Annotated in this window: 20 protein-coding genes; 12 read left to right on the top strand and 8 right to left on the bottom strand. The window is 68.2% G+C overall.

What is annotated here, in order from left to right:
* Positions 1-499 (bottom strand): enoyl-CoA hydratase/isomerase family protein (locus tag A9O63_RS05215; protein WP_141703043.1); only part of this gene is annotated, 499 nt, incomplete at its 3' end.
* Positions 500-740: 241 nt separating this feature from the next.
* Here A9O63_RS05215 and A9O63_RS05210 point away from each other — a divergent pair.
* From A9O63_RS05210 to A9O63_RS05185, 6 genes are all read left to right on the top strand, one after another.
* Positions 741-2,144, top strand: coding sequence for an aminotransferase (locus A9O63_RS05210; RefSeq protein ID WP_069330974.1), 1,404 nt, complete (start codon positions 741-743; stop codon positions 2,142-2,144).
* 37 nt (positions 2,145-2,181) lie between these two features.
* Positions 2,182-3,669, top strand: coding sequence for an aldehyde dehydrogenase (locus A9O63_RS05205; RefSeq protein WP_069330973.1), 1,488 nt, complete (start codon positions 2,182-2,184; stop codon positions 3,667-3,669).
* Between the two features lie 66 nt (positions 3,670-3,735).
* Positions 3,736-5,400: a class I adenylate-forming enzyme family protein gene (locus A9O63_RS05200; protein ID WP_069330972.1), complete on the top strand. Its 1,665-nt coding sequence runs from the start codon at positions 3,736-3,738 to the stop codon at positions 5,398-5,400.
* Entirely contained in the window at positions 5,397-6,992 is a 1,596-nt protein-coding gene (locus A9O63_RS05195; RefSeq protein ID WP_069330971.1) for a phytoene desaturase family protein, read from the top strand. The genes A9O63_RS05200 and A9O63_RS05195 overlap by 4 nt, the downstream gene beginning before the upstream one ends.
* A gap of 4 nt (positions 6,993-6,996) precedes the next feature.
* The gene (locus A9O63_RS05190) at positions 6,997-7,860 is read left to right on the top strand and encodes an amidohydrolase family protein (RefSeq protein ID WP_069330970.1); all 864 of its coding nucleotides are present in this window, start codon (positions 6,997-6,999) and stop codon (positions 7,858-7,860) included.
* A gap of 75 nt (positions 7,861-7,935) precedes the next feature.
* On the top strand, positions 7,936-8,586 hold the full coding sequence (locus tag A9O63_RS05185; protein WP_069330969.1) for a TetR family transcriptional regulator C-terminal domain-containing protein: 651 nt from the start codon (positions 7,936-7,938) through the stop codon (positions 8,584-8,586).
* Between the two features lie 22 nt (positions 8,587-8,608).
* Here A9O63_RS05185 and A9O63_RS05180 read toward each other — a convergent pair whose 3' ends face one another.
* Both A9O63_RS05180 and A9O63_RS05175 read right to left on the bottom strand, forming a co-directional pair.
* Entirely contained in the window at positions 8,609-9,643 is a 1,035-nt protein-coding gene (locus A9O63_RS05180; protein ID WP_069330968.1) for a histone deacetylase family protein, read from the bottom strand.
* A gap of 7 nt (positions 9,644-9,650) precedes the next feature.
* Positions 9,651-11,084 carry an amidase gene (locus A9O63_RS05175; protein WP_069330967.1) on the bottom strand — a complete coding sequence of 478 codons (1,434 nt, stop codon included), beginning with the start codon at positions 11,082-11,084 and terminating at the stop codon, positions 9,651-9,653.
* A gap of 200 nt (positions 11,085-11,284) precedes the next feature.
* Here A9O63_RS05175 and A9O63_RS05170 point away from each other — a divergent pair, with 200 nt between their 5' ends.
* From A9O63_RS05170 to A9O63_RS05150, 5 genes are all read left to right on the top strand, one after another.
* The gene (locus A9O63_RS05170; protein ID WP_069330966.1) at positions 11,285-12,892 is read left to right on the top strand and encodes an ABC transporter substrate-binding protein; all 1,608 of its coding nucleotides are present in this window, start codon (positions 11,285-11,287) and stop codon (positions 12,890-12,892) included.
* 89 nt (positions 12,893-12,981) lie between these two features.
* A complete protein-coding gene (locus tag A9O63_RS05165) occupies positions 12,982-14,586 on the top strand; it encodes an ABC transporter substrate-binding protein (RefSeq protein WP_069330965.1) in 1,605 nt (534 codons plus the stop codon).
* Positions 14,587-14,651: 65 nt separating this feature from the next.
* Positions 14,652-15,617 carry an ABC transporter permease gene (locus A9O63_RS05160; protein ID WP_069330964.1) on the top strand — a complete coding sequence of 322 codons (966 nt, stop codon included), beginning with the start codon at positions 14,652-14,654 and terminating at the stop codon, positions 15,615-15,617.
* A gap of 12 nt (positions 15,618-15,629) precedes the next feature.
* Positions 15,630-16,508 carry an ABC transporter permease gene (locus A9O63_RS05155; protein ID WP_069330963.1) on the top strand — a complete coding sequence of 293 codons (879 nt, stop codon included), beginning with the start codon at positions 15,630-15,632 and terminating at the stop codon, positions 16,506-16,508.
* 3 nt (positions 16,509-16,511) lie between these two features.
* The gene (locus tag A9O63_RS05150; RefSeq protein ID WP_069330962.1) at positions 16,512-18,134 is read left to right on the top strand and encodes an ABC transporter ATP-binding protein; all 1,623 of its coding nucleotides are present in this window, start codon (positions 16,512-16,514) and stop codon (positions 18,132-18,134) included.
* A 242-nt stretch (positions 18,135-18,376) separates the two neighbouring features.
* On the opposite strand, the gene A9O63_RS05145 is transcribed toward A9O63_RS05150, so the two are convergent.
* From A9O63_RS05145 to A9O63_RS05125, 5 genes are read right to left on the bottom strand one after another with little or no spacing between them, the layout of a single operon-like run.
* Complete coding sequence (locus tag A9O63_RS05145; RefSeq protein ID WP_002724381.1) at positions 18,377-19,390, bottom strand: proline racemase family protein; 1,014 nt, start codon at positions 19,388-19,390, stop codon at positions 18,377-18,379.
* A gap of 42 nt (positions 19,391-19,432) precedes the next feature.
* Positions 19,433-20,218 carry an ABC transporter permease gene (locus tag A9O63_RS05140; RefSeq protein ID WP_069330961.1) on the bottom strand — a complete coding sequence of 262 codons (786 nt, stop codon included), beginning with the start codon at positions 20,216-20,218 and terminating at the stop codon, positions 19,433-19,435.
* A gap of 1 nt (position 20,219) precedes the next feature.
* A complete protein-coding gene (locus tag A9O63_RS05135) occupies positions 20,220-21,068 on the bottom strand; it encodes an ABC transporter permease (protein ID WP_069330960.1) in 849 nt (282 codons plus the stop codon).
* Between the two features lie 4 nt (positions 21,069-21,072).
* The gene (locus A9O63_RS05130) at positions 21,073-22,062 is read right to left on the bottom strand and encodes an ABC transporter ATP-binding protein (RefSeq protein ID WP_069330959.1); all 990 of its coding nucleotides are present in this window, start codon (positions 22,060-22,062) and stop codon (positions 21,073-21,075) included.
* A 6-nt stretch (positions 22,063-22,068) separates the two neighbouring features.
* Positions 22,069-23,106 (bottom strand): ABC transporter substrate-binding protein, encoded by a 1,038-nt coding sequence (locus tag A9O63_RS05125; protein WP_069330958.1) that lies wholly within the window; start codon positions 23,104-23,106, stop codon positions 22,069-22,071.
* 135 nt (positions 23,107-23,241) lie between these two features.
* On the opposite strand from A9O63_RS05125, the gene A9O63_RS05120 reads away from it, so the two are divergent.
* Positions 23,242-24,246 (top strand): GlxA family transcriptional regulator, encoded by a 1,005-nt coding sequence (locus tag A9O63_RS05120; RefSeq protein WP_069330957.1) that lies wholly within the window; start codon positions 23,242-23,244, stop codon positions 24,244-24,246.
* Positions 24,247-24,276 lie beyond the last annotated feature (30 nt).

Raw genomic sequence — 24,276 nt, 5'->3', positions numbered from 1 at the left:
CCCGCGCCTCGGTGGCGGACAGGGTGCGGCCGGCGGCGATGACCGCGATGGCAAGCTCGAGGCCGATCCGGCGCGGCAGGCGCTGCGTGCCGCCCGCGCCGGGGATGAGGCCGAGGCTCGTCTCGGGCAGGCCCAGCCAGGCTGTGTTCGCGAAGATCCGGTAATGGCAGCCGAGCGCGAGCTCCGCCCCGCCGCCGAGGGCCGCGCCGTTCAGGGCGGCGATCCAGGGCTTCCGCGAGGCCTCGATGGCGGCGATCAGGTCGGGCAGGTGCGGCGCCTCGGGCGGGCGGTCGAACTCGGCGATGTCCGCGCCGCCGACGAAGACCCGGCCCTCGGCCGCAAGCACCACGGCGCGCACGCTCTCGTCGGCCTCGAGGTCGGCCGTCAGCGCGGCGAGCCGCTGGCGCACCGCTAGGCCCAGGGCGTTCACCGGCGGGTTGGCGAGGGTCAGAAGCGCGATCCCGTCGGAGTCGCTGCGCCGGATGAGGTCGTTGGTCATGATGGGTTCGGCCTTTCGATGATCTGCCGCGGAGGATGCCGGATCCCGGCCGAGCCCGAGAGGGCGGCCACGGCCAGAATAAGCACGGCTGCGAGGCCATCGCAACATTTCTGATTGATCGGGCAATCAGAAATGTTGACTTGTCCCGCCGGAGTGCCCACTACTGGCGGCAGAGGCGGTGCCCGGTTGCGGGGGCTTGCCCGGGAATGAACCGGAATGCGGACGAGAGGGGAGGTCGGCGATGACGCGGAATGACGCGACGAATGCTGCCGGAGCGGTGGGCGCGGCGATGCGGGATCACGTCCTCCTGCCTGCACAGGAGATGGCGAAGCTCGGCAAGAGCATGCAGCCGGTGCTGACCCATGCCGAGGGCATCTATGTCTATGCCGAGGACGGTCGCCGCCTGATCGACGGGCCGGCGGGCATGTGGTGCGCGCAGGTGGGCTACGGCCGGCGCGAGATCGTCGATGCCATGGCGCATCAGGCGATGGTCCTGCCCTATGCCTCGCCCTGGTACATGGCGACGAGCCCCGCGGCGCGGCTGGCCGAGAAGATCGCCACGCTGACGCCGGGCGATCTCAACCGGATCTTCTTCACCACGGGCGGCTCGACCGCGGTCGACAGCGCGCTGCGCTTCTCGGAATTCTACAACAACGTGCTGGGCCGGCCGCAGAAGAAGCGCATCATCGTGCGCTACGACGGCTATCACGGCTCGACGGCGCTCACCGCCGCCTGCACGGGCCGCACCGGCAACTGGCCCAATTTCGACATCGCGCAGGACCGGATCTCGTTCCTGTCGAGCCCCAATCCGCGCCACGCGGGCAACCGCAGCCAGGAGGCGTTCCTCGACGATCTGGTGCAGGAATTCGAGGACCGGATCGAGAGTCTCGGCCCCGACACGATCGCGGCCTTCCTGGCCGAGCCGATCCTTGCCTCGGGCGGCGTCATCATTCCGCCCGCGGGCTATCATGCGCGCTTCAAGGCGATCTGCGAGAAGCACGACATCCTCTATATCTCGGACGAGGTGGTGACGGGCTTCGGCCGCTGCGGCGAATGGTTCGCCTCGGAGAAGGTGTTCGGGGTGGTGCCGGACATCATCACCTTCGCCAAGGGCGTGACCTCGGGCTATGTGCCGCTCGGCGGCCTTGCGATCTCCGAGACGGTGCTGGCGCGGATCTCGGGCGAGAATGCGAAGGGGAGCTGGTTCACCAACGGCTATACCTACAGCAACCAGCCGGTGGCCTGCGCCGCGGCCCTCGCCAATATCGAGCTGATGGAGCGCGAGGGCATCGTCGATCAGGCGCGCGAGATGGCGGATCACTTCGCCTCGGCCCTCGCCTCGCTGCGCGATCTGCCGGGCGTGGCGGAAACCCGGTCGGTGGGCCTCGTGGGCTGCGTGCAATGCCTACTCGACCCGACCCGGGCGGACGGCACGGCCGAGGACAAGGCCTTCACGCTGAAGATCGACGAGCGCTGCTTCGAGCTGGGGCTGATCGTGCGCCCGCTGGGCGATCTCTGCGTGATCTCGCCGCCGCTCATCATCTCGCGCGCCCAGATCGACGACATGGTGGCGATCATGCGGCAGGCCATCACCGAAGTGGGCGCCGCCCACGGTCTGACCGCGAAAGAACCGGCCGCCGTCTGAGGCGGCCGCGACGAAACTCCCTCCAACAGGATCCCAGATGCTGCAAGAGATCGACTGGCACGCCCGCGCCAAAGCCGTGGCCCTTCCGAACCGTCCCTTCATCGACGGCCAGTATGTCGACAGCCTGTCGGGCGAGACCTTCGCCTGCATCTATCCCGGCAACGGGCGGCTGCTGACCGATGTGGCCTCGTGCAATGCGGCGGATGTGGATGTCGCGGTGCGGTCGGCGCGCCGGGCCTTCGAGTCAGGCGTCTGGTCGCGGATGGCCCCCGCCGACCGGCGCCGCATCCTGCTGCGCTTCTCCGAGCTGATCCTCGCCAACCGCGAGGAGCTGGCGCTGCTCGAGACGCTGAACGTGGGCAAGCCCATCGCCAATGCCTACAACGGCGACGTGGTGAGCGCCGCCGCCTGCATCGCCTGGTATGCCGAGGCGATCGACAAGGTCTATGGCGAGGTGGCGGCCACGGCGCACGACATGACGACGCTCGTCATGCGCGAGCCGCTGGGGATCGTGGCGGCCGTGGTGCCGTGGAATTATCCGATGTCGATGGCCGCCTGGAAGCTCGGGCCCGCGCTTGCCACCGGCAATTCGGTGATCCTGAAGCCCGCCGAACAATCGCCCTTCACCGCGCTGAAATTCGGCGAGCTCGCCATCGAGGCGGGAATGCCTCCGGGGGTGCTGAACGTGGTGCCGGGCCTCGGCCATATCGCGGGCAAGGCGCTCGGCCTGCATATGGATGTCGATTGCGTGGGCTTCACCGGGTCGACCGAAGTCGGCAAGTATTTCATGCAATATTCCGGCCAGTCGAACATCAAGCGGATCGGGCTCGAACTCGGGGGCAAGTCGCCTCAGGTGGTGCTCGCGGATTGCGACGATCTGGACGCGGCGGCGGCCGGGATCGCGGCCGGCATCTTCGCCAACACCGGGCAGGTCTGCAACGCGGGCTCGCGCCTGATCGTGGACGAGAAGATCCACGACCAGCTCCTCGAGAAGATCGCGGCGCAGGCCCGCGTCTTCGCACCCGGCGATCCGCTCGACACCGCCACCCGCATGGGCTCGATGGTCAGCGAAGAGCAGATGGACCGCGTGCTGGGCTACATCGACGCCGGACGCGCCGACGGCGCGCGGCCCGTCCTCGGCGGCGGCCGGGTGAAGACCGAGACCGGCGGCTTCTACATCGAGCCCACGATCTTCGAGGGCGTGCGCAACGACATGAAGATCGCGCAGGAAGAGATCTTCGGGCCGGTGCTGTCGGCCATCCCGGTGAAGGGCTTCGACGAGGCGATGGCGGTGGCCAACGACACGGTCTACGGGCTTGCGGGCGCGGTCTGGACCGGGTCGGTGAAGAACGCGCATCGGGCGGCCAAGTCGCTCCGCGCGGGCGTGGTCTGGGTCAACTGCTTCGACCGCGGCTCGCTCGCCGTGCCCTTCGGCGGTTTCAAGCAGTCGGGCTTCGGCCGGGACAAGTCGCTGCATGCGATGGACAAATACACCGACCTGAAGGCCGTCTGGTTCGCCCACTGACCTGCGCGCCCGCCCCTCGGGCGGGCGTCTCTCCCTGTTGCTCACGCCACTCACTGGAGCCCGCCGATGTGGAAGGATGAAGTCCTCGCCCAGGCCGTCGTTCCCTACGAGGAACGCCGCCGCCGGATCGAGGCCGAGCCGTTGCCGGAGAATATCGGGGCGCTGATCGACGCGGCCGCCGCGGAGGCCGGCGACCGGGTGGTGTGGAACTTCTTCGAGAGCGGCGAGACCCTCACCTACGGCGAGATGCGCCGGAAGGTGAACGGGCTCGCCGCGCGTCTCGTGGCCCTCGGGATCGGCAAGGGCACCCATGTGGGCGTGATGCTGCCGAACGTCGAGGCTTTCCCGCTGACCTGGCTCGCGCTCGGCCGGATCGGGGCGGTGATGCTGCCGATCAATCCGGGCTACACTCCGCGCGAGATCGCCCATGTGATGAAGGTCGCCGAGGCGGACTGGGTGGTGACCCACGACAGCACGCGGGCCGTGCTCGACGAGGCCCATGCCGCGGGCCTGATCGCGCTGCCCGCCGAGCGGCTGATCGTGGTGGGCGGCGCCGGGGGCGGGGCGCACGACTGGGCCCGCCTCGCCGCGGAGCCGCAGGACGCCTTCACCCCGCCCGGGCCGGTCGGGCATGACGATCTCCTGAACATCCAGTTCACCTCCGGCACCTCGGGCTTTCCCAAGGGCTGCATGCTCAGCCAGCGCTACTGGATCTCGGCCGGCAAGGTGAATGCCTTCCGCGACGGGCGGACCTACCGGCGCATCCTCGCCTCCACGCCCTTCTTCTACATGGATCCGCAGTGGCTTTTGCTGATGACGCTCTACCAGCGCGGCACCCTGTTCGTGGCGGCGCGGCAATCGACCAGCCGCTTCTCGGGCTGGCTCGAAGAGCATGAGATCGACTTCTGCCTCCTGCCCTGGGTGCTGCACGGGATGACGCCCCAGCCGCAAGATGCCCGGAACCGCGTGGTGCGCGCCAACATCTACGGGTGCCCGCGCGACCTGCACCGCGGGCTCGAGGAGCGGTTCGACCTGAACGCCCGCGAGGCCTTCGGCATGACCGAGATCGGCCCGGCGATGTTCGCGCCCATCGAGCGCGCCGACAAGGTGGGCTCGGGCTCCTGCGGCGTGCCATGCCCGTTCCGCGAGTGCCGCATCGTGGGCGAGGACGGCCAGCCCGTGGCGCGGGGCGAGATCGGCGAGTTGCAGATCCGCGGACCGGGCATCATGCTCGGCTATTACAACAACCCCGCCGCCACGGCCGAGGTGCTGAAGGACGGCTGGTTCTCCTCGGGCGACCTCTTCCGTCAGGACGAGGACGGGTTCTTCCACATCGTGGGCCGCAAGAAGGACATGATCCGGCGCTCGGCCGAGAATATCGCCGCGCGCGAGGTCGAGACGGTGCTGGCCGCGGCGCCCGGTGTGGCCGAGGTGGCGGTGGTGGGCGTGCCCGATCCGCTGCGCGGCGAGGAGGTCAAGGCCTGCATCCGCCTGAAGGAGGGCGTGGTCGCCGATGCCACGATCCTCGAGGGCATCGTGGCCACCGCGCAGGCCGGGCTCGCCTCCTTCAAGGTGCCGCGCTTCTACGCTTTCGTCGAGGATTTCCCGCGCACCGCCTCGCTGAAGATCGCCAAGCCCCGGATCACCGAGGGCGTCGCCGACCTGCGCGCGGGCAGCTACGACCGCGCCACCGGGGACTGGATCCCCGCGACCGAGGGAGCCTCCGCATGAGCCCGCAGTATGATGCGATCATCGTCGGCGGCGGCCACAACGGGCTGACCTGCGGCGCCTATCTCGCCCGCGCGGGCGTGAAGGTGCTGGTGGTGGAGCGCCAGCCTGTCGTCGGCGGGGCGGCGGTGACGGGCGAGATCGCGCCCGGCTACCGCAGCTCGCTCGCCTCCTATTATCAGGGGCTTCTGCAGCCGAAGGTCATTCTCGATCTCGAATTGCAGAACTACGGCTTCGAGGTCATTCCCGCCGCGCCCACCGTCTTCGCGCTCGAGGGCGGGCGCACCTTCATGCTCTGGGACGACCCGGAGCGGTTCGCGGCCGAGATCGCCAGATTCTCGAATGTCGATGGCGCGGCCTATGCCGGCTATCGCGCGCATATGCTGAAGATCGCGCCGCACATGAAGCAACTTCTGTGGGAGGTGCCGGTCGATCCCGCCAGCGGCAGGATCCGGGATCTCGCGCGGCTCGCAGGCTTCGTCTGGCGCTTCCGCAAGGTCGGGCCGCAGTTCTACGACATCTACAATCTCCTCACGATGAGCGCCTGGGACTATCTCTCGCGCTGGTTCACCTCCGACGAGGTGAAGCTGGTTCTGGGCTTCTTCGCCGGCGGGGGCGGGGCCAATTCCAGCCTGAAGACGCCCGGCTCGGCCTACATGCTCGCGCGCGGCATCGTGCGCGACGGCGGCACCGCCGCGGGGCCCGCAGGCTTCATGAAGGGCGGGATGGGCGCCATTTCCGAAGCGATCCGCCGCTCGGGCGAGGCGCATGGCATGGAGGTCCGCACCGCCTGCCCGGTGGAGAGGATCCTCGTCGAGAAGGGCCGCGCCATGGGCGTGCGGCTGGAGGGCGGCGAGGAGATCCGCTCGAAGATCGTGATCGCGAATGCCACCGCCCGCACGACTTTCACGAAGCTCCTCGATCCCGCGACGCTGCCCGAGGATTTCAATCGCGACATCCGCAACATCCGCTGCGAGAGCACGGTCTTCCGGGTCAATCTCGCGCTTTCGGCGCTGCCAGAAGCCCCGGTCTTCGGCCAGACCAATCCGCAGGGGGCCATCGTGCCCCAGATGACCATCGCGCCGAACGTGGCCTATATGGAGCGGGCCTGGCATCAGGCACAGGGCGGCGAGATCGCCGAGGCGCCCTTCCTGATCGTCAAGGTGCCCTCGATGGTCGATCCGACGCTCGCGCCCGAGGGGCATCACATCATGAATGTCTTCGGCGGACATGCGCCCTACACGCTCGCGCGGGCCGACTGGGACAGCCGCCGCGAGGAGCTGTGGGGACGGGGGCTGGCGGGGCTGAAGAGCCAGTTCCCCGACATCGAGAGCAAGATCCTGCACCGCCAGATCCTGACGCCGCTGGATCTCGAACGGATGTTCGATCTGCCGAACGGCCATGTCCATCACGGCGAGATCAGCGCGGACCAGATGTTCTTCCGCCGTCCCTCGCCGCAGTTCGCCGATTACCGCAGCCCGGTCGACCGTCTCTATCAGGCATCGGCCTCGGTCCATCCCGGCGGCGGCGTGACCGGCGTGCCGGGGCACAATGCGGCGAAGGTCATCCTCGAAGACCGCCGGAAGTGGAGCTGAGCCGATGCTGATCGATTTTTCCTCGCGCCCGCCGCACCCGGATTTCTCGCCCCCCGCCCCGCATCTCGAGAATTACCGCCGGGTCTATCGGGCGAGCGAGCGCCGCTCGGCCGCCTCGGACGCGGCGCAGGGGCTGGACAGCTGGCTTGAGACCTACGAACGGTTGGGGGCACGCCATGTGGTGCTGAAGGCGCGCGATCTGACCACGACCTTCGGCTTCAGGATCTCCAACGAGGCGGTGGCCGGGTTCATCCGGGCGCACGGCCCGCGCTACGTGGGCTTCGCCGGCGTCGATCCCTGGCAGGCCGATGCGGTGGACCGTTTCGACCATGCGATCCGCCATCTCGGGCTGCGCGGTCTCAACCTGCAATGTTTCGAGCTGAAGATGCGCCCGGACGACGAGCGGCTCTTTCCGCTCTACGAGAAGGCCATCGAGCTCGACGTGCCGGTGAACATCCATTGCGGCATCAATTTCTCGACCCACACGCCCATGTCGCTGGGGCGGCCGGAATATCTCGACAATGTCATGGTGCGCTTCCCCGACCTGCGCGCCGTGGCCTCGCCGCCGGGCTGGCCCTGGGTGCAGGAGCTGATCGGGGTCGCCTGGCGCCATCCCAACCTCTCCATCGGGATCCTGGCCGTCCGGCCGAAACTTCTCGCCAAGGCGCATTCCGGCTACGAGCCGCTGCTGCAGTACGGCCGCACGATCCTGAAGGAGAAAATCATTTTCGGCTCTGCCTTTCCGATGATGCCGGTCGAGACGGCGCTGGCGGAACTGGACGGGCTGGGGCTCGACGCGGAGACGCGCCGGCTCTGGCTGCACGACAATGCGGCGCGGCTGCTGGGCCTGGACACCGCCGCAACTTGACTTTGCCCTTCCGCCCTTTATTCCCGTGGGGATGCGCCGCTCCCACGATCCTGCCGCAAAGTGACAAAAGCTCCCATGCCCGAGCCCAAACCGAGAGCGAGACGCAGCGGCGCTGCCCCGGCCAAGACCCGTGACGACCAGGTGGTGGACCGGCGCCGGTCGCTTCTGAAGGCGGCGGTGAAGGTGATCTCGAAGCGCGGGCTGACGGGGGTCACGATCAATTCCATCGCCGCCGAGGCGAAATGCTCCTATGGCGTGGTCGCCTTCCACTTCCAGTCGAAGGAGGGCATCATCTTCGCCGCGCTGGACCATACGGCCGCGGAATACGAGGCCTATCTGGCGCAGCTGAACGCCTCGCAGCGCGGCCCGGCCGAGCGGATCCGGCACATGATCGACACGGACTTCAGCCGCAAGGCCGCCGGGCACGAGTCCATCGCGCTCTGGCTCGCCTTCTGGGCCGAAGCCGCGCGCGTGCCGAGCTTCCGGCAGCGCTGCGCCGCGCTCCGGGTGCAGTATAACGAGGCGGTTGCCGCCGATGTGGCCGAGCTTGCGGCGCTGCGCGGGCGGACCGTCGAGGCCGAGCAGGTGGCGCTGACGCTGAACGCCATGATCTCGGGGCTCTGGGTCGAGAACCTGCTGCTGCCCATCACCATCGCGGAGGGGCAGAAGCGCGGGCACGATGCCTCGCTGGCCTATCTGAGGCTGATCTTCCCCGAGGACTTCTGACCTCCCGGGGGCAGCTGAGGGCTCAGCCACGCTCCGCCTCGTAGCCTTTCAGAAGCTGCACGACATTCTCGCCGATCGCCTCGATGGCATAGCCGCCCTCCAGCACGAAGAGGGTGGGCAGGCCGAGGGCCGCGATCATGGCGCCGATCCGAGGGTAATCCCCGCTCTCCAGCCGGAAATGCGAGATCGGATCGTCCGTGAACGTGTCCACGCCCAGCGACACCACCAGCCGGTCGGGCGCGAAGGCCCGGATCCGCCCCAGACCCTCGGCAAGCGCGCGGCGGTAGGATGCGAAATCCGCGCCCCAGGGCAAGGGCAGGTTCAGGTTCGCCCCCGCCCCCTGACCCTCGCCGGTCTCGTCGGCGAAGCCTACGTAGTAGGGATAGTCCTGCACCGGGTCGGCATGGATAGAGACGGTCAGCACGTCGCCGCGGTCGTAGAAGATGTCCTGCGTGCCGTTGCCATGGTGATAGTCGATGTCGAGCACCGCCACGCGCTCCGCGCCGAGGCTGCGGAACTGCTGCGCCGCAATCGCCGCATTGTTGAGAAAGCAGTAGCCGCCGAAATAGTCGCGCCCGGCATGGTGGCCCGGGGGACGGCAGAGGGCAAAGGCCGCGGGCTCGCCCGCGTCGATCAGAGCCACGCCGGTCAGGGCGCAGTCGACGCCCGCCCGCGCGGCCTCCCAGGTGCCTGCAAGGATCGGGCTGCTCATGTCGACGACATAGCGGCCGAGTTCGGCGCCGGGCCGGACCGTGGGGATCGTCCGCGACCGGCGCGGCGGCCAGAGGTTGGGATAGGCCGGAACCGGGCCCATCTCGGCCACCCAGCTCTCCCACGCCCCTTCCAGAAAGCGCACGAAGGCCGCGTCATGGACGGCCAGCACGGGCCCGAGGTCGAACGGCCGGGGCGCCATCACCGGGCCCAGGCCCGCGCGCGTGACGGCGGCCAGCACGAGCTCGGCGCGGCGGGGGATCTCGAAGGCCTCCACCCAGCCGCCACGGTAGAATTCGCGCTCCACGCTCTGCAGCGCGTGCTTGTCGGAGAAAATCGTCTTCATCGAGACCTCAGAAGGGCAGGGAGGGACGGGTGGCGGCGGTGCCATACCAGCCGCCGAGGGCGGTCTCGTAGGCGAGGCCCGCCGTAAAGACGGCCTGATCGTCATAGGTCCGGCCGACGAGCTGGAGGCCGGTCGGCACCCCGTTCGGCGCATGGCCCGAGGGCACCGACAGGACCGGGCAGCGGCTGAGCATGTTGAAGGGCCAGGCCATCGTCCAGCCGAGATAGGAATCGATCTCCTCTCCGTTGATGATCAGCGGATCCGAGAAGTCGAACTCGGCCGGCACGGCGGGAAGGGCGAGCGTGGGGCAGAGGAACAGGTCGAACCCCTCCATCATCGGGCCGAAATGCGACCAGATCCGCCCCTCGATCTCCATCCCGGCGAGATAGTCGCGGGTGGTGGTGGCGAGCGCCTCGCGGGCGAAGCGGCGGGCGTAGGAGGTCAGCCACTCCTCGCGCTCGTCCAGATAGTCGGCAAGCCAGGCGCCGAACAAAGCCTTGTGGTGGGTGGCTGCGGCCCGATAGACCTCCCAGGACCAGGGCAGCGCCACTTCCGTGACCTCGGCGCCGAGCGCGCGGAACACCTCCAGCGCGGCGAGCGTGTTGGCCCGCACCGCCGGGTCGATCTCCATGAAGCCGAAATCCAGCGAAAAGGCGATCTTCCAGCCCTTCACCCCCGACCGGTCCAGCCGCAGCTCGAGCTTGGGCTTCAGCGAGGCGATGTCCTCGGGATGGGGGCCTGCGAGCACGTTCTGCATCAGCAGGCAATCCTCGACCGTGCGCGCCATGGGGCCCGGATGGTTGTAGGGATCGAGGTTGAAGGGCGGCGTCGAGGGCACGCGGCCGTAGGGCGGCTTGAAGCCCACGACCCCCGAGGCAGAGGCCGGGATCCGGATCGAACCGCCGATGTCCGAGCCCGTGGCCAGCGCCGCGAGCCCTGCCGCGAGCGCCGCCCCGGAGCCGCCCGAAGAGCCCCCGGGCGTGAAGGCGGGGTTCCACGGGTTGCGCGTCACGCCCCACTGCCGCGAGTGGCAGAAGGGAGCGCAGGAGAATTCGGGCGTGGTGGTGCGGGCGTGGATCACCGCGCCCGCCTCGACCAGCCGCTGCACGACCGGCGCGCTCTTCGTCGCCACATGGTCCGCATACAGCAGCGAGCCGTAGGTCGTCACCTTGCCCGCCATCATGGTCTCGTCCTTCAGCGCGGTCGGAACGCCGTCGATCATGCCCGGTTTCTGTGCGCCGGACATATATCGCCTCTCGGAGGCGCGCGCTTCCTCCAGCGCCTCCTCGGGGTAGGTGAAGCAGACCGCGTTCAGACTGTCCCCGCTGGCCCCGATCCGCGCGAGTGCGTCTGTAACCACTTCGACCGGCGAGATTTTCCGCGCGCGATAAAGGGCCGTCAGCTGTGCTGCGCTGAGGTAGGCGAGGGGGGGCTCGAGCATGGGAGAGGGGCCTTCGGCAGCGGGGGAAACCTGGCGCATTCTGGCGGTTGCTCGATTGATTGGTCAATCAGTTTGTTGACAGGATTCGATTTCTGCGTATCGTCATTTCCATAAGGATCACCGGCAGGTCGGAAGGCTGCGCAAGACAGCTGCATCCCGGCGGGACATCCAAGGATAACCAAACCTGACAGGGTGAACACATGAACAAATCGCACCACCTGCTGATGGACGATCTGGTCACGCGGCTGCGGCGCGGGCAGCTGTCGCGTCGCGAGTTTCTGGCCCGCAGCTCGGCGCTGCTGGCGGCCGGCGCCATGAGCGGCCTGCCCGGGGCGGTGCTGGCCCAGGAGGCCGCGCCGAAGGCCGGCGGCTTCATGCGGCTCGGGCTGCACAATGCCTCGCAGAACGACAATCTCGACCCCGGCAGCTGGTCGACGAGCTGGACCGGCGCTTCCTTCAACGGCGGTGTCTACAACAACCTCGTCGAGATCCTGCCCGACGGCTCGGTCGCGGGCGATCTGGCCGAGAGCTGGGAGGCCGAGCCCGGCGCTAAGGTCTGGCGCTTCAAGCTGCGCCCGGGCGTGACCTTCCACAACGGCAAGAGCCTCGAGGTGGAAGACGTGCGTCAGTCGCTCGAGCATCACATGAAGCCGGACTCGACCTCGGGCGCGCGCGCCATCGTCGAGCAGATCGAGACCATCGATATCGAGGGCTCCGATACCGTGCGGATCACCCTGTCCGAGGGCAACGCCGACCTCCCCTATCTCCTGTCGGATTACCACCTCTCGATCTATCCGGCGCTCGAGGGCGGCGGGATCGACATGGAGAGCGCCAACGGCACCGGCGCCTTCCTTCTCGAGAGCTTCGAGCCGGGCATCGCCACCCGCCTCAAGCGCAACCCGAATTATCACAAGAACAACAAGCCCTATCTCGACGAGGTCGAGTTCATCAACATCACCGACGCCACGGCGCGGCTGAATGCGCTGCTGACGGGCGAGGTCGACTTCATCCAGGATCTCGACATCCGCAACGTGTCGATGGTCGAGCGCAGCGGCGATTTCGAGGTGCAGCGCGTGCCGAGCCTGCGCCACTTCACCTTCGACATGGACACGCGCGTGGCGCCCTTCGACAATCCCGACGTGCGGCTGGCGCTGAAACATGCGCTCGACCGGGACGACGTGATCGAGAAGGTGTTCCTGGGCGAGGCCACGAAGGGCAACGACAACCCTGTGGCCTCGATCCAGAAGTTCCACCACGACATGCCCGCGCGCGAATACAGCATCGCGAAGGCCAGAGAGCATCTGGCGAAGGCAGGGCTCGATCAGGTGAACGTCGATCTGTCGGTCGCCGAGAACGCCTTCGCGGGCGCCATCGAGGCGGCGACGCTCTACCAGCGCCATGCGGCCGAGGCCGGCATCAACATCAACATCGTGCAGGAGGCGGCCGACGGCTACTGGGAGAACGTCTGGCGCAAGAAGCCCTTCTGCGCGGTCGATTATTTCGGCCGCGCCACGGTCGACTGGCTGTTCTCGACCAGCTACGTCACCGGGGCGCCGTGGAATTCGGGCTGGTCGAACGCGCGGTTCGACGAGCTGCACCAGACGGCGCGGGCCGAGACCGACGAAGCCAAGCGCGCGGCCTGCTACGCCGAGATGCAGGAGATCCTGCGCGACGACGGCAATGTCATCACCGTGGCCTTCGTGAGCTGGCGCAACGCCGTCTCGAAGCGCATCGGCTTCGGCGAGGTCGGCGGGCTGATGCCGCTCGACAACATGCGGATGTGCGAGCGCTGGTGGATCAAGGACTGAGGTCGGCCGACCCGGTCTCAGACGGCCCGGAGCGCATCGCGCGCGCCGGGCGACATTCCGACATTGTCGTTCAGGGCGGAGGAAACCTGATGCGCTACCCCACGGGCCCCATCGGCGGGCAGATCATTGCACGGGCCATGAGCCTTGCCCCCTCGCGACGGGCCTTTCTCGGCGGCGCGGCCGCCGTGGCCGGCGCCTTCTGCCTGCCTGCCTCGCTCCGGGCCGAGGAAGGGCCGAAGCAGGGCGGCAGGCTCCGCTACGGCGTCAATGACGGCTCGCAGCAGGATTCGCTCGAACCCGGCAGCTGGGCCACCGTCATGTGCGGCGCGGCCTTCAACGGCGCGCTCTGCAACAACCTCGTCGAGCTTCTGCCGGACGGGTCGCTGGCGGGGGATCTCGCCGAAAGCTGGGAGGAGGCCGAGGGTGCCACCCGCTGGACCTTCACGCTCCGCAAGGGTGTGACGTTCCACGACGGCCGCCCCTTCACGCCGGAGGATGCCCGGCAGTCGCTGCTGCACCACATGGGCGAGAACAGCACCTCGGGCGCGCTCGCCATCGTCAGCCAGATCGAGGAGATCGCCGTCGAAGGCGAGGACCGGCTGATCGTGACCCTCGCGCAGGGCAATGCCGACTTCCCCTATCTGCTGTCGGATTATCACCTGTCGATCTTCCCGGCGAAGGAGGGCGGCGGCATCGACTGGGAAAGCGGCATCGGCACCGGCGCCTTCAAGCTCGACAGTTTCGAGCCGGGCGTCGCGGTCCGCCTGCTCCGCAATCCGGACTATCACAAGCCCGGCCTGCCGCATTTCGACGAGGTCGAGTTCATCGCGATCCCCGACCGGTCCGCGCGGCTGAATGCGCTGCTGACCGGCGAGGTCGATGTGATCGAGGATGTCGACATCCGCAACGTCCCCCTCATCGAGCGCAATCCCGATCTGGTGCTGCACCGCACGCCGAGCCTGCGGCACCTGACCTTCGACATGAACTGCCAGACGGCGCCCTTCGACAATGCGGTCGTGCGCAAGGCCCTGAAGCTCAGCCTCGACCGCGAGGATGTGATCGCCAAGGTCTTCCTCGGCGAGGCCGAGACGGGCAACGACAATCCGGTGGCGCGCATCATGCCCTTCTGGGCCGAGACGCCGCCCGAGCATCGCTACGATCCCGAGGCTGCGCGGGCGCTTCTGGCCGAGGCCGGGATCGAGGGGCTGACGGTCGATCTGTCGGTGGCCGAATCCGCCTTCCCCGGCGCGGTCGAAGCGGGGGTGCTCTTCCGCGAACATGCGGCCAAGGCCGGCATCACGATCAACCTCGTCCAGGAGGCGGATGACGGCTACTGGGACAATGTCTGGCTGGTGAAGCCCTTCAACGCGGCGGACTGGTATGGGCGGGTCACGCTCGACTGGCTGTTCGCCACCTCCTACACCTCCGATGCGCCCTGGAACAACACGGGGTTCAAGAACGCCCGCTTCGACGAGCTGCATGCGGCGGCGCGGTCGGAGACCGATCCCGCCACGCGGGGCGGGCACTATGCCGAGATGCAGCAGATCCTGCACGACGAGGGCGGCGTGATCACGGTGGCCTTCGTGTCCTGGCTGCTCGCCATGTCGCGCGCCATCGGCCATGGTGAGACCGGAGGGATCCTGCCCGCCGACAATCATCGCTGCGCCGAGCGATGGTGGCGCACCGACGTCTGACACCCCGGGGTGGGCGGACCTGCCTGAACGCCCTCTCACCCGAGCCTTGCCGGAGACAGCCGAGTATGAACAGAACTTCCCATCCGATCTTGTCCATGGTGGCCAGTCGGGTCGGTCTGGGGCTTCTCAGCCTCCTTATCGTGTCTCTGGTGATCTTCTTCTCGGTGAGCCTGCTGCCGGGCAGCTATGCCTCGGCCATTCTCGGGCAGAATGCGACGCCCGAGGCGGTGGCGGCTCTCGAGACCCGGCTGGGGCTCGATCAACCGGCCATCTGGCGCTACCTCTCGTGGCTCGCGGCGGCGGCGACGGGCGATCTCGGCCAGTCCTTCGCCGGCCGCCCGGTCATGGCGGTGCTGGGGCCACGGCTCCTCAACACGATCACGCTGGCCTCGATCACGGCCGTGATCGCGGTGCCGCTCGCGATCACCCTGGGCGTGATCTGCGCGCGGTTCCGCGGCCGGTTCATCGACCGCTTCCTGTCGACCTCGACGCTCGCCTCGATCTCGCTGCCCGAATTCTTCGTGGCCTATCTGATGATGATGATCTTCGCGGTGAAGCTGCAATGGTTCCCCTCGATGGCGGGGATCCGCAACAGCATGGATCTGGGCGAGCAGCTCTACCGCATGGTGCTGCCGATCCTGACGCTTCTCCTCGTCATTCTCGCGCACATGATCCGCAACACGCGCGCGGCGATCCTGTCGGTGATGTCGAGCCCCTATGTCGAGATGGCACGGCTGAAGGGCGAGTCCGAGGGCCGGGTCGTCACGCGTCAGGCGCTGCCCAATGCCATCGGCCCCATCGCGAGCGTGGTGGCGCTGAACCTCGCCTATCTCATCTCGGGCGTCGTCGTGATCGAGGTGGTCTTCGTCTATCCGGGCGTGGGGCAGGCCATGATCGACGCGGTGCGCAACCGCGACGTGCCGGTGATCCAGGCCTGCGCGCTGATCTTCGCCACGGCCTACATCGGCTTCAACCTGCTGGCCGATATCGTTTCGATCGTCAGCAATCCGCGCCTGCTGCATCCGCGCTGAGAGAGGGGTATCATGGACCAGAGCATCGACGCCCGCCCGGCCCCGCCGTCGCGCCTGACCCGCGCCCGCAGGCTTCTTGCCACCGCGCCCTTCACCGCGCGGCTGGGGATGGTCCTCGTCGCGATCTACGCCTTCGTCGCGATCTTCGCGCCCTGGATCGCGCCCTATGGCGAGGTCGAGGTGGTCTCGCGCATCCCCTTCGACGGCTGGAGCGCCCAGCATCTGCTGGGCACCGACCAGCTCGGGCGGGATTTCCTGTCGCGGCTGATCTTCGGCGCGCGGAACTCGATCTCCATCGCCCTCGTGACCACGATGATCTCCTTCGGGCTGGGCTGCCTCCTCGGCGTCTTCTCGGCGCTGATCGGCGGCTTCGTCGATCAGGCGATCTCGCGCTTCGTGGATGCGCTGATGTCGGTGCCGGATCTGATCTTCATCCTGATGATCCTGTCGATCTTCGGCAATTCGATCCCGAACCTCATCCTCATCATCGCCGTGCTGACCTCGACCCGCTTCTTCCGCATCTCGCGCGCCGCGGCGCTGAACGTGGCCAGCCTCGATTTCGTCGAGGCTGCCCGGGTGCGCGGCGAGAGCCTGCTCTGGATCTCGATCCACGAGGTGTTCCCGAACGTGCTGCCGCTGATCCTGTCCGAGCTCGGGATGCGCTTCTGCTTCATCTTCCTCTCCATCGCGGCGCTCTCCTTCCTCGGCGTGGGCATCCAGCCGCCGCTGGCGGAATGGGGCTCGATGGTCCGGGACAATGCGGCCCTCATCAACATGGGCGATATCACGCCCCTGATCCCGGCCGCCTCCATCGCGCTCCTCGCGATTGCGGTCAATTTCGTGGTCGACTGGCTGCTGAACCGGGCCAGCGGCCTGAACGAGGAGGGCTGAGCCATGGCCGTCGAACCGTCCCCCGCCGTTCTCGAGATCCGCGACCTGAGGATCGAGGCGAAATCCTCCGACAGCTGGTCCGAGATCGTCCGGGGGGTGAGCCTGTCCCTGCGCAAGGGCGAGGTGCTGGGGCTCGTGGGAGAGTCCGGTGCGGGCAAATCCACGGTGGGGCTTGCGGCCCTGGGCTACCTGCGGCCGGGCGCGCGGGCGAGCGGCGGTTCGGTCCGGCTTCTGGACACCGAGCTTCTCGCCATCCCCGAGGAAGAGCGCCGCCGCCTGCGCGGCACGAAGGTCGCCTATGTGGCACAGAGCGCGCAGGCCGCCTTCAATCCGGTGCACCGGCTGATGGATCAGATCACGATGGTGGCGGTGGATCGCGGCGGCCTGTCGCGCGCAGAGGCCGAGAAGCGGGCGGTGGCGCTGTTCACCGCGCTGCAACTGCCCGATCCGCAGCATTTCGGCGCGCGCTACCCGCATCAGGTGTCGGGCGGCCAGCTGCAGCGGGCCATGGTCGCGATGGCCATGATCTGCAATCCGGCGCTGATCGTCTTCGACGAGCCGACCACGGCGCTCGACGTGACGACGCAGGTCGAGGTGCTGATCTCGATCCGCAAGGTGATCGAGGAGTTCGGCGTGGCCGCGATCTACATCACCCACGATCTGGCCGTCGTGGCCCAGATCGCCCATCGCGTGGCGGTGCTGCGCTATGGAGAGGTGGTGGAGGAGGCGCCGATCGCCTCGATCATGGATCACCCCGAGCACCCCTATACGCAGAGCCTCTGGGCGGTCCACGAGATGCCCGCGAACGATCCCGCCGCGGAGGGGGCGTCCGCTGCGGCCCTCCTGTCGATCGAGAGGCTCGGCGCGCGGTTCGGCACGTTCGAGGTGCTGAGCGACATCGACCTGCGGATCGGGCGCGGCGAGACGGTGGCGCTGGTGGGGGAATCCGGCTCGGGCAAGTCGACGCTCGGCCGGGTGATCGCGGGGCTGAAGGCGCCCTCGGGGGGGCGGGCCCTCTTCGACGGGGCGGCGCTGCCCCCGAAGCTGCGGCAGCGCCCGCTCGACCTTCTGCGCCGCATCCAGATCATCTACCAGTCTGCCGATACGGCGCTGAACCCGCGCCAGACGGTGCGTGCCATCGTGGGCCGGCCGCTGGCCCTCTATCAGGGGCTGCGCGGCGCTGCGCGCGAGAAGCGGCTGATCGAACTTCTGCGCATGGTCGAACTGGACGAGAGCCATGCCGAGCGCCTGCCGGGCCAGCTTTCGGGCGGCCAGAAGCAGCGCGTGGCGATCGCGCGGGCCTTAGCGGCGGGGCCCGAACTCATCATCTGCGACGAGATCACCTCGGCGCTCGACAAGGTGGTGCAGGCCGACGTGCTGCGGATGATGATCGGGCTGAAGGAGCGTCTGGGCGTGTCCTACCTCTTCATCACCCACGACATCGAGGTGGTGCGCGCCATCGCCGACCGGGTGGTGGTGATGCAGCACGGCCGCATCGTCGAGCAGGGCGAGAAGGACCGGGTCTTCGCCCCGCCGCACGAGCCCTATACCGAGCGGCTGCTGGCCTCGGTCCCGGACATGGCGGTGGGCTGGCTCGACCGGATCATCGCGGCGCGGGTCGCCTGAGCGGGCATCCGCGCCCGGCAGGGGCCGGGCCGGGCTGCCGGTGGGCCGGGCGCCGGGGGAGTTGCGCCCCGTCATCCGGCACGCCGCGCGTTTCGCCGAGGTGAGCCTGTGCAGGCGGCGCAGGCCGCTCGTCCTGCCTTTCGCCGGCGTGGGCTGTCCTGCCGGAGCAGGTGGCCCGGCAGGACGAACGCCGGCTCTGCCCGGCGGTGGAAGCGGCCGGCCCGAAGGCCGACCGGAGCGGATCAGAGGACGAGGAAGCCCGCGTCCACCGGATCCTCGCGGTTGATCGTCCAGCTTGCCGTCCCGAGCATCCCGGCCGTGCCCTTCACCGTGGGGCGCACCGCGCGCACCGTGCCGAGCGTCGTCTCGCCGATCAGGCAGCCCTCGAAGGTGCCCGAGCCCAGAAGCCCCTCGGAGGTGATCGGCTGGTTCAGCCCGATCACGCCGCGGGCCTCGAAATAGGCCATCATGGCCGAGGTCCCGGTGCCGCCCGGCGAGCGGTCGAGCTGACCTGCCGAGAAGACATGGACGTTCTTGTAGAGGCAGCCCTCGATGGTGGGCTCGTGCCAGAAGGTCACGAAGTTCAGATTGTTGATATGCGCCTCGGTCGGGTGCTGGACGGTCACCTTCTTGCGGATCTCCTCGCGCGCGATCAGACCCATGCGCGACAGCTCGGAGCCGTTCTCGGGTGCGATCCGGAGGCTCGTCCCGCGCAGGTCGATGATGCCGAAATAGTTGCCGCCCCAGACGAGATCGGCCTTCAGCGGACCGTAGCCCGGCAGTTCGAAGGCGATGTCCTGCGCCGCCACATAGGCCGGCACGTTCTCGAACCGGGTCCAGAGCACACGGTCGCCCTCGTGCGCCACCTCGGCCACGACGAGGCCCGCGGTCGTCTCGAAGCGGATGCGGGTCAGGCCCGAGGGATCGCGCGCCACAAGCCCGTTGGCCACCATCGCCATCGCCACCGCGATCGTGCCATGGCCGCACATGTGGGAATATTCCTTGCCGTCGATATAGATCAGGCCCGCATCATAGTCGCGTGACGAGGGCGGGGTCAGGAAGACGCCGAACATGTCGGCATGGCCCCGCGGCTCGCGCATCAGCGCCTTGCGCAGCCAGTCGTAGTTCTCTTCGAGGAAGGCGCGCTTCTCGAGGATGGTCGAGCCCGCGGGATAGGGGACGCCGCTGTAGATGATGCAGAGCGGCTCGCCCTCCGTATGGGTATAGATCACGTTATACACGTCCTGAACGCGCATGTCTGTCTCCTGTGGGATGATGGCTGGGGCGGAGGGCCGGGATCACTTGTCGGGCAAGAGATCCAGACCGATGAGAAGGTCGATCAGCACGATGCCCACGGCAGCGGCGAGGATTGTGAGCGCCGAGACCGCGGCGATCGAGGGATCGACGGAATACTGGACGTAGTTGAAGAGCTGCACCGGGATCGTGTTCAGCGCCGCCGTCGTGTTGAAGATCGACAACTCGACATTGATGAACGAGGTGATGAAGGCGAAGATCGCGCCCGACACGAGCCCCGGCCGGATCAGCGGCAGGGTGACGAGGCGGAAGGTGGTCCAGCCCGAGGCGCCCAGATCGCGCGAGGCCTCTTCGAGCGCGCGCTGGCCCGGCGAGAAATGCGGCAGGAGCGTGCGCAGCACGAAGGGCGTCACGATCACGACATGCCCCACGAGCAGCGCCGGGAAGTTCCGCACGAGCCCGAGGGCCGAGCCATATTGCAGCAGTGCCGCGCCGATCACGATATGGGGCAGCACGAGCGGCGACAGCAGGAGGGCGCTCAGGAGCCCCTTGCCGCGGAAGCTGTGCCGGGCGATGGCGATGGCCGCGGGCAGCCCGATCACCAGCGCGAAGAACGTGGCCGCGAGGGCCAGCACCGCACTCGTGAGGAAGGAGCGCACATAGGTCGGATCGTGCAGCACCACCCGGTACCAGTCGAGCGTCAGGCCCTGAGGCGGGAAGCTCAGGAACTTGGTCTCCGTGAGCGAGCCGCCGATCACCACGACGAGCGGCAGCGCCAGATAGGCGAGGGTGAGGAGGGCAAGCGCCCGGACGGCGAGACGCGCGGCCATGTCAGTGTCCTCCCGCGCCGGGCGTCCTGCCGCGCGTCATCCGCGAGGCAAGCCCGATCAGCGCCAGCGTCAGCACAAGGAGCGTGATCGAGAGCGCCCCGCCATAGTGGAAATCGAAGACCGTCGAATATTGCTGGAAGGCCAGCATCGCGAGAACGGTGACCTTGCCGCCCGAAAGAAGCGCGGGCGTCACATAGGCGCTGATCGCCATCGAGAAGACGATGATCGCGCCGGCCATCACCCCGTGCAGGGTCAGCGGAAAGGTCACGCTCCAGAAGGCGCGGGCGGGCGTGGCGCCCAGATCGCGCGCGGCCTGCTCGAGCCCCCGGTCGACGCGGGCCAGCGCCGTGCCGATGGTCAGCACCGTGAAGGGCAGCAGGATATAGACCATGCCGATCAGGATGCCGGTCTCGGTGCCCAGAAAGCGCATCGGCCGGTCGATCAGGCCCAGCGACATGAGAGCGTCGTTCACGAGCCCGCTGCGGCCCAGAAGCACCATCCAGCCGAAGGAGCGGACGATGTTCGAGGTGAAGAGCGGCAGGACGAGGAGGATGACGCAGGCGCGCCGCCAGCTGCGCAGCTGCACGATCCGCACCAGATACCAGGCCAGCGGATAGCCCAGGGCCACGCAGATCAGGGTCGAGAAGATCGCGATGCGGAAGGTCGTGGCGATCACCTGCCAGTGGTAGGCGTCGAGCAGGATCCGCGCGTAATGGGCAAGGGTAAGCCCGTCTTCGGGAGCGGTGAAGGACGAGACGAGGACCACGCCGAGCGGGATCAGGAAGAAGCCGGTAAAGACCAGCACCGGCAGCGCCAGCAGCCAGAAGAGGGTGAGGCGGGCGGAAGCCATGGGTTCAGGCCCCCAGCGGATGCAGGTTGGCCGGATCGAAGCCCGCCTGCACCGTCCGTCCGGCCGTCATTCCCGCGGGCGGCAGCCCGTAGCTGCGCGCCAGAAGCTCGCGCGGGCCGGCGGCCAGATAGATGTTGCTGGTGCCGCCCACATAGGTGACGCCCGTGACCCGCGCGGGCAGCCCGCGCCAGCCCGGCGGCAGCGCCTCGCCCTCGGGAAGCACCCGGAGGTCCTCGGGGCGCAGCACGCCCTCCGGTCCGGCGCCGTCGAGCGGCAGGAAGTTGGCCTCGCCGATGAACTCGGCCACGAAGCGCGTCCGGGGACGGCGGTAGATCGCCTCGGGCGCGTCGCATTGCTCGAGCCGCCCGGCCGACATGACCGCGATCCGGTCGGACATGGCCATGGCCTCGTCCTGATCGTGGGTCACGAAGATGAAGGTGATGCCGAGCTGCACCTGAAGCTGCTTCAGCTCGATCTGCATCCGCTTGCGCAGCTGAAGATCGAGCGCCGACAGGGGCTCGTCGAGAAGAAGGAGCTTCGGCCGGTTCACGATGGCGCGGGCCAGCGCCACGCGCTGCTGCTGGCCGCCCGACATGGCGGCGGGATTGCGACGCGACATGGCGGCAAGGCCCACCATCTCGAGCGCCTCCTCGGCCCGCCGCTCGGCCTCGGCTCGGGCGAGGCCCGCCCGCCGCGGCCCGTAGGCCACGTTCTCCAGAACCGTCATGTGCGGGAACAGGGCATAGTTCTGGAAGACCGTGTTGAGCGGCCGCCGCTCGGGCGGCAGCCGCGAGACATCCTCGCCATCGATCAGGATCCGGCCCTTGTCCGCGGTCATGAAGCCCGCGACGGTGCGCAGGAGCGTGGTCTTGCCGCAGCCCGAGGGCCCGAGCAGCGAGATGAACTCACCCTGCCGGATGTCGAGCGTGACATGATCGAGCGCCTTGTGGCCCGCGAAGCTCTTGGTGATGTCGTCAATGGCGAGGAGGGTCATCGGTTCTCAGTTCGCGATCTCGCGGTTCCAGCGTTCGACGATGGCGGCGCGGCGCGCGTTCACCTCGGTCCAGTCGGACAGGTGCAGCTTCTCGACCGATCCGCCTTCGCCCCAGGGCAGCTTGCGCTCGACATCGGGCGTGAGCGTGACGCCGGTGACCGGGGGGCCGAGATAGAGCCGTTCGGCAAGGCAGGCCGCCGCCTCGGGCGAGGCCGCCATATCCAGATATTGCGCCGCTCCCTCGGGGTTCTTCGTGCCCTTCACCACATGCATCCGCGCATCGGTGGCCCAGACGCCTTCCTTCGGCACGCTGAAGCCGATGGGCAGGCCGCCGTCGGTCAGATCCCAGGCACCGACGTTGAAATGGGCGCCGATGATGACCTCGCTGCTCTGGAAGGCGTTCGAGGCCGCGCCCGAGCTGTCGAAGAGGAGCCCCGTGTCCAGCTCCTTCAGCTTGGCGAAGGTCTGGTCCAGCGACTCCGACGTGTCGCCCAGCACCGAGCGGGCGAGGAACAGGACGAAGGGCACGCCCGAGGAGTTGCTGGGCGAGGGCAGGGCCACCGCGCCCGCATAGCTCTCGTCCCAGAGCGCGAGCCAGCTGTCCGGCGTCTCGGTCACTTCCGACGTGTTGTGGATGAGGCCGAGCGAGTAATAGCCCGCGCTGACCGCGAAGACCTCGTCGCCCGCCTTGTAGACCGCCTGCGGCAGGTAGGTGGCCGCGTTCGGGATCGCGGCGAGATCGATAGGGGCCAGCACGCCCGCCTCGTGGGCAAGCTCGCTGATCCCGCCGTCCATATAGGCCACGTCGATCACCGCGTCGCCCGACTGCTGCTGCAGCTTGGCGAGCGTCGTGGTCGAGTTGCCGATCTCGGCCACCACCCGGATGCCCGTCTTCTCGGTGAAGGGCTGCGCCACGCAGGCGTCGAAGGCCTCGCCCCAGTTGCCGCCGTAATAGGCGACCGTCAGCGTCGAGCCGTCCGCATAGGCGGCGCCCGAGCCCAGGAGCAGTGCCGCGAGCGACAGCCTGCAAACCCTATACATCATCTTTTCGAACTCCCTGTCTGTGGATGCGCTTTCTTCTTGATTGGGAGGGAGCCTAGCAGCGATGTGACGTATCCCATTGAATGCATCGGCCACATGATTGAACATTATCGACATGTCCCACCGGAGCTTCCCGCGATGAAACCCGCAGCGCCACGGCGCCATGAGCTTTCCATAGCCCTGATATTGCAGGACAAGTTCACGATTGCGGCTTTCTCCGGCTTCATCGACGCGCTGCGGCTGGCTGCCGACGATGCTGCAAAAAGCCGACAGATCCGCGTGGCCTGGAAGGTCTTCGCCCAGCACCGCAGCCCGGTCATGGCCAGCTGCGGGCTGCGCGTGACCACCGACGACGGGCTGCCCGTTCCCGAGGATTACGACTATATCGCCATCTGCGGCGGCAATTCCTTCGCCGACGCGGCCCCATCGCCGCAGCTGGCCCAGCTCATCCAGCGCGCCCACCGCGCGCGGGTTGGGCTTCTTGGCATCTGCACCGGCAGTTTCGCCATCGCCCGCGCGGGCCTGATCGGCGACCGGCGCTTCTGCATCCACTGGAACGTGGCCGAGCCCTTCAAGGCGCTCTTCCCCCGCGCCCATATCTCGGTGGACCGGATCTTCATCGACGAGGGCGATGTCATCACCTGCGCGGGCTCGACCGCGGCCATCGACCTCGCGCTCTATCTCGTCATGCGTCACTGCGGGCAGGACCGGGCGCAGCAGGTGATGCGGCACATGATGCTCTCGCAGATGCGCCCCGCCACCATGCCGCAAGCCCATTTCTACCAGCTCCCTCCGGGCGACAGCCATCCGCGCCTGCGCCGCGCGCTGCATTTCATGGAGCAGCAGCTCGACCATCCGCCCTCGGTCGGGGCCATCGCGCGCTATTGCGGCGTCTCGGTCCGCCAGCTCGAGCGGATCTTCCGTCAGGCGCTGGGGCAGACGCCGAACGCGGCCTTCCGCCAGATGCGGCTGAATTACGGGCGCTACCTGCTTTCGGCCGGCACGCTGCCCGTCACCGAGATCGCCCATATCGCGGGTTTCTCCGATGCAGCCCATTTCTCGCGCGAGTTCCGCCGCGCCTTTCAGGAGACGCCGAGCGCCCCCCGCCGCGCGCGCAGCCGCTCGCCCGACGCGGGCCCGTGACCTTCGTCGGCCTCCGCCGGATCGCTATCC

The organism is Cereibacter johrii, from assembly GCF_001720585.1.
GTDB classification, from domain to species: Bacteria; Pseudomonadota; Alphaproteobacteria; order Rhodobacterales; family Rhodobacteraceae; genus Cereibacter_A; species Cereibacter_A johrii.
Note: the sequence above shows the minus strand (reverse complement) of the source record. Positions and strands in the feature narration are given on the sequence as shown.

Excerpts from the sequence above, each read along its gene's own strand:
- A9O63_RS05210 (WP_069330974.1), top strand. The coding sequence starts at position 741 with ATGACGCGGAATGACGCGACGAATGCTGCCGGAGCGGTGGGCGCGGCG.
- A9O63_RS05205 (WP_069330973.1), top strand. The coding sequence starts at position 2,182 with ATGCTGCAAGAGATCGACTGGCACGCCCGCGCCAAAGCCGTGGCCCTT.
- A9O63_RS05200 (WP_069330972.1), top strand. The coding sequence starts at position 3,736 with ATGTGGAAGGATGAAGTCCTCGCCCAGGCCGTCGTTCCCTACGAGGAA.
- A9O63_RS05195 (WP_069330971.1), top strand. The coding sequence starts at position 5,397 with ATGAGCCCGCAGTATGATGCGATCATCGTCGGCGGCGGCCACAACGGG.
- A9O63_RS05190 (WP_069330970.1), top strand. The coding sequence starts at position 6,997 with ATGCTGATCGATTTTTCCTCGCGCCCGCCGCACCCGGATTTCTCGCCC.
- A9O63_RS05185 (WP_069330969.1), top strand. The coding sequence starts at position 7,936 with ATGCCCGAGCCCAAACCGAGAGCGAGACGCAGCGGCGCTGCCCCGGCC.
- A9O63_RS05180 (WP_069330968.1), bottom strand. The coding sequence starts at position 9,643 with ATGAAGACGATTTTCTCCGACAAGCACGCGCTGCAGAGCGTGGAGCGC.
- A9O63_RS05175 (WP_069330967.1), bottom strand. The coding sequence starts at position 11,084 with ATGCTCGAGCCCCCCCTCGCCTACCTCAGCGCAGCACAGCTGACGGCC.
- A9O63_RS05170 (WP_069330966.1), top strand. The coding sequence starts at position 11,285 with ATGAACAAATCGCACCACCTGCTGATGGACGATCTGGTCACGCGGCTG.
- A9O63_RS05165 (WP_069330965.1), top strand. The coding sequence starts at position 12,982 with ATGCGCTACCCCACGGGCCCCATCGGCGGGCAGATCATTGCACGGGCC.
- A9O63_RS05160 (WP_069330964.1), top strand. The coding sequence starts at position 14,652 with ATGAACAGAACTTCCCATCCGATCTTGTCCATGGTGGCCAGTCGGGTC.
- A9O63_RS05155 (WP_069330963.1), top strand. The coding sequence starts at position 15,630 with ATGGACCAGAGCATCGACGCCCGCCCGGCCCCGCCGTCGCGCCTGACC.
- A9O63_RS05150 (WP_069330962.1), top strand. The coding sequence starts at position 16,512 with ATGGCCGTCGAACCGTCCCCCGCCGTTCTCGAGATCCGCGACCTGAGG.
- A9O63_RS05145 (WP_002724381.1), bottom strand. The coding sequence starts at position 19,390 with ATGCGCGTTCAGGACGTGTATAACGTGATCTATACCCATACGGAGGGC.
- A9O63_RS05140 (WP_069330961.1), bottom strand. The coding sequence starts at position 20,218 with ATGGCCGCGCGTCTCGCCGTCCGGGCGCTTGCCCTCCTCACCCTCGCC.
- A9O63_RS05135 (WP_069330960.1), bottom strand. The coding sequence starts at position 21,068 with ATGGCTTCCGCCCGCCTCACCCTCTTCTGGCTGCTGGCGCTGCCGGTG.
- A9O63_RS05130 (WP_069330959.1), bottom strand. The coding sequence starts at position 22,062 with ATGACCCTCCTCGCCATTGACGACATCACCAAGAGCTTCGCGGGCCAC.
- A9O63_RS05125 (WP_069330958.1), bottom strand. The coding sequence starts at position 23,106 with ATGATGTATAGGGTTTGCAGGCTGTCGCTCGCGGCACTGCTCCTGGGC.
- A9O63_RS05120 (WP_069330957.1), top strand. The coding sequence starts at position 23,242 with ATGAAACCCGCAGCGCCACGGCGCCATGAGCTTTCCATAGCCCTGATA.